The following is a 9,904-nucleotide window of genomic DNA, read 5'->3' as shown; positions in this document are numbered from 1 at the left end:
AGTTTGTCAGCCTTGGCCAGCAATTGTTCTAATAAAACTTCATTCTTTAAATCCCCCAACTCTACACCAAGACTTATTGATATATAAGCTCGCTCGGACTGTTGATTAAAGCGATCTATATTTTCTTGCAGTCGAGAATGGAAATTAGTAGATGAAGCACCTGAAAAATTAGGAATAAATAAAGCAAATTCATCTCCTCCCAGTCGAGCTATAATATCGGCATCACGAAAGGTTTGCTTCAATATTTTAGCTGCGTCAACAATTACTCTGTCTCCCATTTCGTGTCCTAAAGTATCGTTAATCTTTTTCAAACCATCTAAATCAGCGAACAAAATAAAATAGGATGTTTGCGTGCGAAGAGCAATTTTTAGTTGTTGTTCTGCTAGTAAAAAGAAGCCGCGTCGGTTATATAATCCAGTTAATTCATCGGTCACGGAGAGCTGCCTTACTTCTGCTTCTGCCCTCAGACGTTCCTGGATTTCGTGTTCTAAACGTTGATTTTGTTCGATCAGTTGTTGGCGTTGCTGTTGGATGAGTAATTGATTTTTTACTCGCATCAGCACTTCCTGCTCTTGAAAGGGTTTGGTAATATAGTCTACACCACCCAGTTCAAAGGCTTGTACCTTGTTTTCCAGTCGTTCGAGCGCACTGATAAAAATAACCGGTATCTGAGCACTCGCTTCAGATGCTTTTAACTTTTGGCAGACTTCGTACCCATTCATCTCTGGCATATTGATGTCAAGTAAAATTAGAGCAGGTGGGTCGCGATGAATACCTTGGAGTGCCATCCTGCCGTTGAGGGCTTTACGCACAATATAGCCCTGTGACTCTAAAATTTTGGCTAACAAGCGCAGATTGTCTGGGGTATCATCCACGATGAGAATATTCCTTTCGGCCGCAAGTTTGAATAGATTTGTCATGGGCTTGTTCCTAAATCTGGGTGAGAGTTGCGATCGTTTCAAGCTGAAAGTTATCGACCAAAGATGTCATCGCCGCGATGAAATCTTGTTTATCTTTGGGAATTTGAGCAATAAGTTCATAAAGCTTATTATCACTAAGATCTAGTGCTGCTTCATGAACTTCTGCAATCCACTTGGCTGGCATGGTTTTAAAGTCTGGAGTAAATATCTTTGGTGGCGAAGCTGATGATTTTGGCGGAAGTTTTTCGGCGTAGCAGTAGCGGACGCCCAAGTGATGAGCTATTTTCTCGAAAAGTGTGTCTTCAGTAAACGGCTTGGCAATGTAGTCATCGCAACCGACTTGCAGGCTGGCGATACGATCGTCTTCAAAAGCATAGGCAGTGAGGGCAATGATGCGTGTAATTTGTCTTTTGTCCTGTGACATTTGCCCTGAGTTATCTACTGATAACTCATGACTAATGACTAATGACTGTTGCGATCGAATCTGTCTCGTCGCTTCATAACCATCCATGACAGGCATTTGGATGTCCATCAAAATTAGGTCAGGGTTCCATGTTTGCCAACGATCGATCGCCTCTACCCCATTTTCCACCGCACACACATCAAACCCAAATGACTCCAGCAGTGTCATCAGCAGTTGCCGATTTTCTGGAACGTCTTCTACTACTAGAATTCGGTAGATAGGTTGCCCAGGTGCGAGCCCGATAATCCGATCGCTAATTTCAGGTTCCTCTAAATCAAGGGACTCTGGTAGTTCTAAAATAACTTGGCAGGTAAAAGTCGAGCCTCGATTCAGGGTGCTTCGCACGGTGATATCGCCTCCCATCAGACGCGCAAACTCACGACTGATAGACAGTCCTAAACCTGTTCCTCGATCGTTGCGACCGCGATTGGTTTGCATGAAAGCGTCAAAAATTGATTCTAAATCAGAGGGAGAAATGCCAGATCCGGTATCCTCAACTTCGAGACGCAGGGTAATAGTTGGTTTAATATCAGGTGGATTAGTGGCGCGATCGCGAATTTTACCGGATGGCATATCATCTGATGAAAAAGCTCGTCCGCGCAGGGCTATGCTTCCTGTTGTTGTAAATTTGATAGCATTCCCCAGCAGATTAATCAAGATTTGGCGAAGTTTTGCTTGATCCCCACAGACATAACGGGGAACAGTAGCATCCCACTCGCTGCTCAGATGTAACCCTTTCTCAGGCGCTTTGATGCTGAACATCTCGTTAATAGAACCCAGCAGTCGATGCAGATTAAAACAGCTTCGACTCAGTACCAATTGCCCTGCTTCTATCCTAGACATTTGCAAAACATCGTCGATCAATGTCAGCAGGTGTTCTCCACTACGGGTAATGATCCCTAAATGCTCTTGAAATTCTTCTGGGATATAGGGGCTGCGGTTCATAAGCTGGGTAAATCCCAGAATGGCGTTGAGTGGGGTTCTGAGTTCGTGGCTCATGTTCGCAAGGAACTGGCTTTTGGCACGGTTGGCTATTGCTGCCTTTTGTGCAGCGTGTTCTAGGGCAGTTTGCGAAAATTCTAACACCGCCAGCATAAGGATATGCCTCATTTCGGCGGCAGCTTCTAACTCTGCAATCTGCCACGGATAAGACATCTCCCGCACTGTCTCTTGCCACAGTTCAAAGGATTTGCGGGGACACAGGTGCATTTTTCCAATTTCGTCTATCGACACAGCATCGTGTGGATTACCTGCCCAGTTTATGGTTTGAATTTGTTCTGGCCTGAACCAAAGGATGTGGTATGACTTTTGTATGGCGTAGCATAGGAAGATTGAGATTACTAAAACACCGCTAGCTCGCTCTTTGAATTGCTTCGCTTGGGGATACAACTGAGACAAAGAAGCTGTTGCAAACACTCGTTCTTTGTTCTGTTGCAGTAACCACTGCACAAGCTCGTCAACCTCAGCTTCAGATGGTGTTTTACCCACCAATGTCAGACGACCATCGAGCAGAATTGCAGCTCCCTGAGCATGAACTAAATCTAGCATTTGAGAAGCATTTTCGGTCAATACTTGTTCGATAAAATTAGACTCTCGCCGGAATGCCTGCTGAAGTTGATCCTGAATAGTTTTTGCCTGCGATCGATAAACTTTCAATTCTCGATCTTGCTGATGCACCAGTTCGATCGAGGCAAATTGTCCTAAAAATTCACAGGTTTTGCGAGTTTCGTAATCTAGCAATCGCGGGCTGTAATGGTGACAGGCAATTAATCCCCAGAGACGCCGATCGTCAATTAACGAAATCGTCAGTGTCCCAGCAACTCCCATATTCTGCAAATATTCAATGTGGTAGGGAGATACTCCCCTTAACACACAAGCACTTAGATCCTGGGATGTATTGGTTAGGGGATGGTTGGTGGGAATTAGGCGGGCCGGGGTGTAATTGATATTAGGAATTTGGCGCACCCAATTGCTGTAAAACAATTTGCGGGCGGGTACGGGAATATCGATCGCCGGGTAATGCAATCCCAGGTAGCTTTCTAGATAGCTTTCTTTCTCTTCGGCAATCACCACCCCATGGTCATCGGCTTCAAAGCGATAGACCATTACGCGATCGAACCCGGTCATGGCTTTCACTTCTCTAGCAATGGTTTGAGCTAAATCCGAAATATCGATCGCACTGCGAAAGTTGAGGATAACTGTTTGCAGACGCTGATAAAAATCGATTGAATGATTATTTTCAATAGTCAAGTGGGGTTCCAGCTCCAGAATCAACTCATTTGGTAGCTGATGCAGTGTGCTTCTATATCTTTGAATTGTACCGTCTTTGAGAGAAATTTTTAGATCGAAAACCTTATGAATGTCTAGTTGTTCTCTATCGAGACACCTAACAATTTCTTGTACTCGATCGTGACCCAATAACCCTGGCAATGGCTGACCTAGCAATTCTTCTGCCGAAATGCCAAATAACTGTTCTACATTTTCACTGACTTGTAAAATATTGAGGCTTTTTTCTTGCATCAATAAAACGATTCCGTGTGGCTGAATATGACCGGGAGCATACACTGATTCTTCGCTGCATTCCTCTAAATTATTTAAACTGACAGGAGTCAACTGGGATATTCTGGGTGTTTTGTTAAGCATTTTATAGCAGTAATTATCAATAAGAATTAAGAATGTTTCTCACTAATTACCAGCAATTAAATTTAATTATTGTTGGCTGTTTCTAATTGCCTAGTCCTAATCAAACGTTTAACTGCACAACAGCTTATAAATCCAAGGGAGGAATTCCAATTGGAAAATGGTTGTGAATTAGATTAAGAATTTTTTCAAATTGATACTGGTTGGCGAGTTCCGTCAGATAAGTACCGAATTGAGCGAGTTCTGAGGAAAGTTGAGCTACCAGTTCAATTATCGCAAAATCATCCCCACATAAAGCAGCATCTTCCAACTGAACAACCCATACTCTTGGTAATGTCGCCAAAAGCATTGGATCGAAGGAATCTGAAACGGAAGAGGCAACAGAACAGAGGTAAGAAGGAAAACAATCTGTTCTCCGTTCCCCCTTTTCTATTTCCTCTTCCTCATATACATACTCTAATCCCAGGTATTCAGCCATCTTAAGAAATAGGGTTTGTTCCCGGAAGGGCTTGCTGATGTAGTCGTTGCAGCCAGCAGCCAAGGCGAGGGTGCGATCGCTCTGGGAAGCCTGGGCCGTAAGTGCAATAATGATACTGTTCTGTCCGTCTTCCATTGCCCGAATTTGCTTCGTAGCCTCGTATCCATCTAACACGGGCATCCGAATGTCCATCCAGGTTAGGTCGGGTTGCCATTGTTGCCAAATCTGCACAGCTTGCTGTCCGTTGGTAGCTTCTTTTACCTCTAATCCTAATTGTGTCAGTAATCTGACCATTAGCAAGCGATTTTCTGCTTGATCGTCAACCACCAAAATGCGATGATCCCCTTGACTGGGAGCCAGCCCAATCACGAGGCGATTATTCTCTTCGGGTGTAACATTAACTCCACTGATCGGGCTGACGGGAAGGGTAAAGGTGAAGGTACTCCCCTGTCCCAGAGTGCTGCTGACAGAAATTTTTCCGCCCATGAGTTCCAACAATTTGCGGCTAATGGTTAGACCTAGCCCCGTACCGCCGATCGATCGCTTCCCAACTTGAGCTTGCACAAACGCATCGAAGATGGTATCGAGTTCGACCGATGCAATCCCTACACCTGTGTCAGCGACTACAAACTGGAGAATCGGCCGAGTTGTGCTTAATGCCCCTGTACCGTTCGCCTCTATACTGACTTGCAAAGTAATACTTCCCCGATCGGTAAATTTGATGGCATTACTCACCAGATTTAGCAAAACCTGGCGCAGTTTTTGAGCATCGACAAGCATGAATTGGGGAACTTCTGGCGCAATCTCGAAACAAAGGCCAAGTCCTTTAGAAGTTGCTCGTTCCGCCAACATATTTCGGAGGGAATGCAGCAGCGCAATTAAGTCTAATCCGCTGTCTTCAACTGTGCAGTGTCCCGATTCAATTTTCGAGAGATCCAGCACATCGTTAATCAAACTCAAGAGGTGATCTCCACTGCGTCGAATTGTTTGCAGATCTTGTTTTTGGTTGGGAGTTAGGGAGGAGTCATGGGCCATCACCTGAGCAAATCCTAGAATTACGTTGAGAGGAGTGCGTAATTCGTGGCTCATATTGGCTAGGAAGGTACTTTTTGCCAAGTTCGCTGCTTCTGCTGCTTCCATTGCGTGCTGCAGTGCCAGTTCTTTACATTTGCGATCGCTGATGTCTTTGTGCGTTCCAATCATCCGTAAAGGCTTACCATCTTCATCGTAGGCAACGACTTTCCCGTAGTTAGCGATCCACTTCCACTCACCTGACTTGCAACGCACACGGTAGTCAAAGGCATATTTGAGAGAGCTATCTTGCAAGTTACTATTGAGATCCTCAAAAACCCAGAATTTATCATCAGGGTGAATCATCTGTTCCCAGACGTTCACATCCATCACCAACTCACCGGGCTTGTAGCCCAGCATCTCCTGGTAGTAGGAATTCAGGTAAACTTTTCCAGTTTCAATGTCCCAATCCCATAGTCCATCTCCAGAAGCTTCTAGTGCCAGCATTAAGCGTTCCTCACTCAGTTGTAAAGCGGTTTCCGCTTGATGTTGTCGTGTCACATCGATCCCCACACCACCTACTAGCATTTGCCCAGATAAGTCGGGGATGAGAAATTTGTAAACCAGAAACTCAGCCAGGGTTCCATCTCGACGGGACGCAATCTCAATCGTTTCAATTAGCTCGTTGGTTTGAGCAACCGTTTGGATATTGTCTAGAAATTGTTGGGCGAAGGCGGCGGGGTAAAGTTCAAAAATGGATTTTCCAATCACATAGTCAGTCGGTAGATCGAAGGTATTGAGATAAGTCTGGCTGGCATAGAGCATTACACCATTTTCATCGGTAATCCAGGCAGGGGCAGGGCTGTGATTCATGAAGGCTTGGAAGCGAGTTTCACTCTCTCGGAGTGCCTGTTCTGCTTGTTGGCGTTCCGCTTCGTTGCGTTTGCGATCGCTAATATCTCGGCAGATACAGAAGTTCATCATCTCATCTTGTAATTCCACCCGGTTCCAGCTAATTTCCACGTCATATACAGAACCATCCTGGCGGCGATGTCGCGTTTCAAACAGCGGAATAACCTCCTCTCTCTGGAGCATAAGTTGTAGTTCTTCCCTCGTCCATTCAGCATCCCAATCAAACACACTCAGATTCAGGGTTTCTTCTAGGGTGTAGCCCAGCATTTGAGCAAAACTGGGACTAGCTTCGACAACATTTCCAACCCAATCCATGACAACAACACCGTCCAGTGAAGTATTGAAGAAGGCTTTACTCCGCAGGAGTTCCTGTTCTAGTGCAAGTTCGGCTTTTTTGCGATCGCTAATATCTTTCATGAAGCAGTAATGCCCCATAAATTGGTGCTGTGCGTCGTAAGTTGAAATCATCACTAATTGGTTATAAAAAACCGAACCGTCTTTACAAATCCCTCTGGTTTCAACTTCAACTCTGCCCTCTTGCACCATCAGCCAATAGGCTGCAACCAGTTTTTTCAACTCATCGGGGTGTACGGTTTTTTCCCAGGACATCCCGATCATTTCTTCTGGCTGATAGCCTGTCATGTCAGCATAAGCTTTATTCACATAGAGGTAATGTCCTTGTACATCCATTTTGGAAATACCGGACACCGCATTTTGCATTACATCACTCATTTCTCTACGCTCTGCTTCTGCGTGTTTGCGATCGGTGATATCTTCTGAAAAACAAAGTAGGTACTGGGGCTGATGCTGTTCGTCGTAAATGGGAATCTTCACCGTATGCAGCCAACATTTTCCCATACTATGACTGTCAATGATTTCTTCAGCAATATCCTCAGTCTTAGCTTTTTCAAAAGCTTCTCTATCCTTTCGATCGAAAAAGATAGCCTGTTCTCTTGGGAAAAAATCATAGCCACTTTTGCCGATCGCGTTTTCCGCTGAGATGCCAAATAACCGTTCGCTGGTTTTATTCCAAAACTGAAATACGCCAAATCGTTTAGGCTCTGCGTCCTTAACAAAAATTGCGAGCGGTAGATGATCCAGCAGTGCTTGTAAGAAATTGCGAGTTTTCTGGATTTCCAGCTCTATTTTTTTGCGCTTGCTAATATCAATAAACGTAACTACAGCTTGTAGGATTTTACCGTTTTGATAGAACTCTGGGTAGGCATTAACTAATACCCAAGCACAACTATCAATTTCTTTTTTGATTCCTAAAACATAATTTTTGAGGGAACTTCCACTGGATAAAACCTGATTTACCGGATATTCCTCTAGGGGCATCACGCTGCCATCTTCCCGCACAAAATGCCAGGCCGGAGATATCGCAGTTTTTCCCAGCATTTGATCCATTGAAAGCCCTAGTAATTCACAGGCAGTTTCATTACATAATTGGATGCTGGTATCTGCCGCATGAATCACAAAACCCGCATTTAAGTTATCGATCAATTGCCGATATCTAGCTTCGCTTACCTGTAACGCAACTTCAGCTTGCTTGCGCTCGGTAATGTCGGTGTGAGAGCCAGCCATCCGAATTACATTACCTTCATCATCCCAAAGTGCCTGACCGCGATCCAAAATCCATTTGTAGGAAGCATCTTTGCAGCGAATGCGATGTTCTGTGATATGGAAAGGAGTTTTCTTGGCAAAATGATTTTGAACGGCTTGCATCACCCATCCCAAATCATCGGGATGTAACAGATTAGCCCATTCGTCTACAGTGTTTTGGATTTCATGGTCTTGATAGCCCAGCATTTCCTTCCAGCGACTAGAAAAGAAGACCTCATTGGTTTGAACATTCCAATCCCAAATGCCGTCATTATTCCCGCGTACAGAAAGTTCCCAGCGTTCTTCACTTTGACGTAGTGCTGCTTCTGCTTGTTTGCGGTCAGCAATATTCCGGGAAATCTTTGAGGCTCCAATTATATTCCCTGTTTCGTCTTTAATGGGGGAGACACTCATCGAGACATCGATTAATGTTCCATCTTTTCTTAGCCTCTTTGTATCGTAGTGTTCGATGCGTTCTCCTCGCTGGATTTTGGTGAGAATTTCGTTTTCCTCATCTCGATAGTCTGCGGGAATCAGTTTTCTCCCTGATTGCCCTACTATTTCGGCCGCTGTATAGCCAAAAATTGTTTCTGCTCCTACATTCCAACTTGTAACTACACCCTCTAAATCTTTGCTGATAATGGCATCTTCCGAAGATTCAACGATCGCAGCTAGTCGGGCGATCGCAATTTCTGCCTGTTGTCGCTGGTGAATTTCCCATTGCAACTGGCGATTGGCTTTTTTGAATTTATCGACTTTGCAATAACTAACTTGTGCGAGATACACGACCCACATAAGCAGCCCAACTAAAACTAAACCACCAATTAATACAACTCTAGGCCAATAAAACTTGACACTTTCTACTAAATCTAAAGTTGGATAAACATCTATTCTCCAGTCTACACCATAGGCTTTTACTACAACTGTTTTATGCTCTGGATATTGAGAAAAAGACTCTTGACCGTAGAGCAAACTTGTGCCACCATAGATAGCTACATTGTAGCCGGGTGACACTTTTAAAATACTTTCAAATATAGTGGGGAACTGAAAAACTCCGACAATAAACCCATCAAAACGTTCACCTACAAATAAAGGAAAACTTGCTAGAAATCCTTGACCCCCTTGAACAAGTGAAATATTGCGACTTAAGATAGGTTGACGCAAATCACGAGCTACTTGCAAAGTAATTTTGCGACGCAGTTCCCGATTATAATCGAGGTTTTGCGCTGCCTCATTCCCTGCCAGTGGCGCAACCCATCGCACTTTAAATGATGGATCGACTAATGCGATCGCCTGATAACCGTAGAAATCCTTTACATACGCCTCAGCATCGGCTTCCCAAAGAGCCTTTGGTGTACCGCCATTAGCTTCCCAGCGATTCGCCATTTGCCGAAGTGTCAACACCCGAATGGATAATCCTTCGGTCAGTTGTGACTGAATCGCATTGGCTTCCTGCTGAATTAACTGCTCGATGTGAATTTGTCCGTTGATGATTAGCTGTTGCCACGTAAATAAAATAGCAAGAGAAGCCACCACACCAAGCAAAAGAGGTAGCAATCGTTTAAATGGTGTTTGGTCTAAACTTATAATTACTTTGCGTCGAGGTATTACCATAAATTAAGCAATATATGAATAGATCAGTCTTCAATTTTTTTGGCTATACTTGGGTAATTTAATAATGCAATGAAACTAAGTATTGAGCCGGAAAACCAGTTAGCGATAAGGTAGTCTCTAAACTTTATACCCCTAAGTTGGTTTGTTAAATATATCGGTAAAGAATGTTGTTATTTAACCCCTAGCCCTTTAACTAGATTTATAGAGATCGATGAGCCACATCTGTTCAAATTGTAAATAGGTATTGTTTGCCAACATTGGGGA

3 protein-coding genes are annotated in these 9,904 nt (G+C 44.0%); all 3 read right to left on the bottom strand.

The window, feature by feature from the left end; all coding sequences use genetic code 11:
• The coding region (locus tag QUA38_RS24670) for a diguanylate cyclase (RefSeq protein ID WP_333166576.1) at positions 1-920 on the bottom strand (920 nt) is incomplete at its 3' end.
• 10 nt (positions 921-930) lie between these two features.
• The gene (locus tag QUA38_RS24665; RefSeq protein ID WP_333166574.1) at positions 931-4,026 is read right to left on the bottom strand and encodes a response regulator; all 3,096 of its coding nucleotides are present in this window, start codon (positions 4,024-4,026) and stop codon (positions 931-933) included.
• A gap of 124 nt (positions 4,027-4,150) precedes the next feature.
• Positions 4,151-9,640 (bottom strand): PAS domain S-box protein, encoded by a 5,490-nt coding sequence (locus QUA38_RS24660; protein WP_333166571.1) that lies wholly within the window; start codon positions 9,638-9,640, stop codon positions 4,151-4,153.
• Between the last annotated feature and the right edge of the window lie 264 nt (positions 9,641-9,904).

Source organism: Microcoleus sp. Pol12B4, from assembly GCF_036701385.1.
Classification (GTDB): Bacteria; Cyanobacteriota; Cyanobacteriia; order Cyanobacteriales; family Microcoleaceae; genus Microcoleus.
This window is presented reverse-complemented; position numbering and strand designations above follow the sequence as displayed.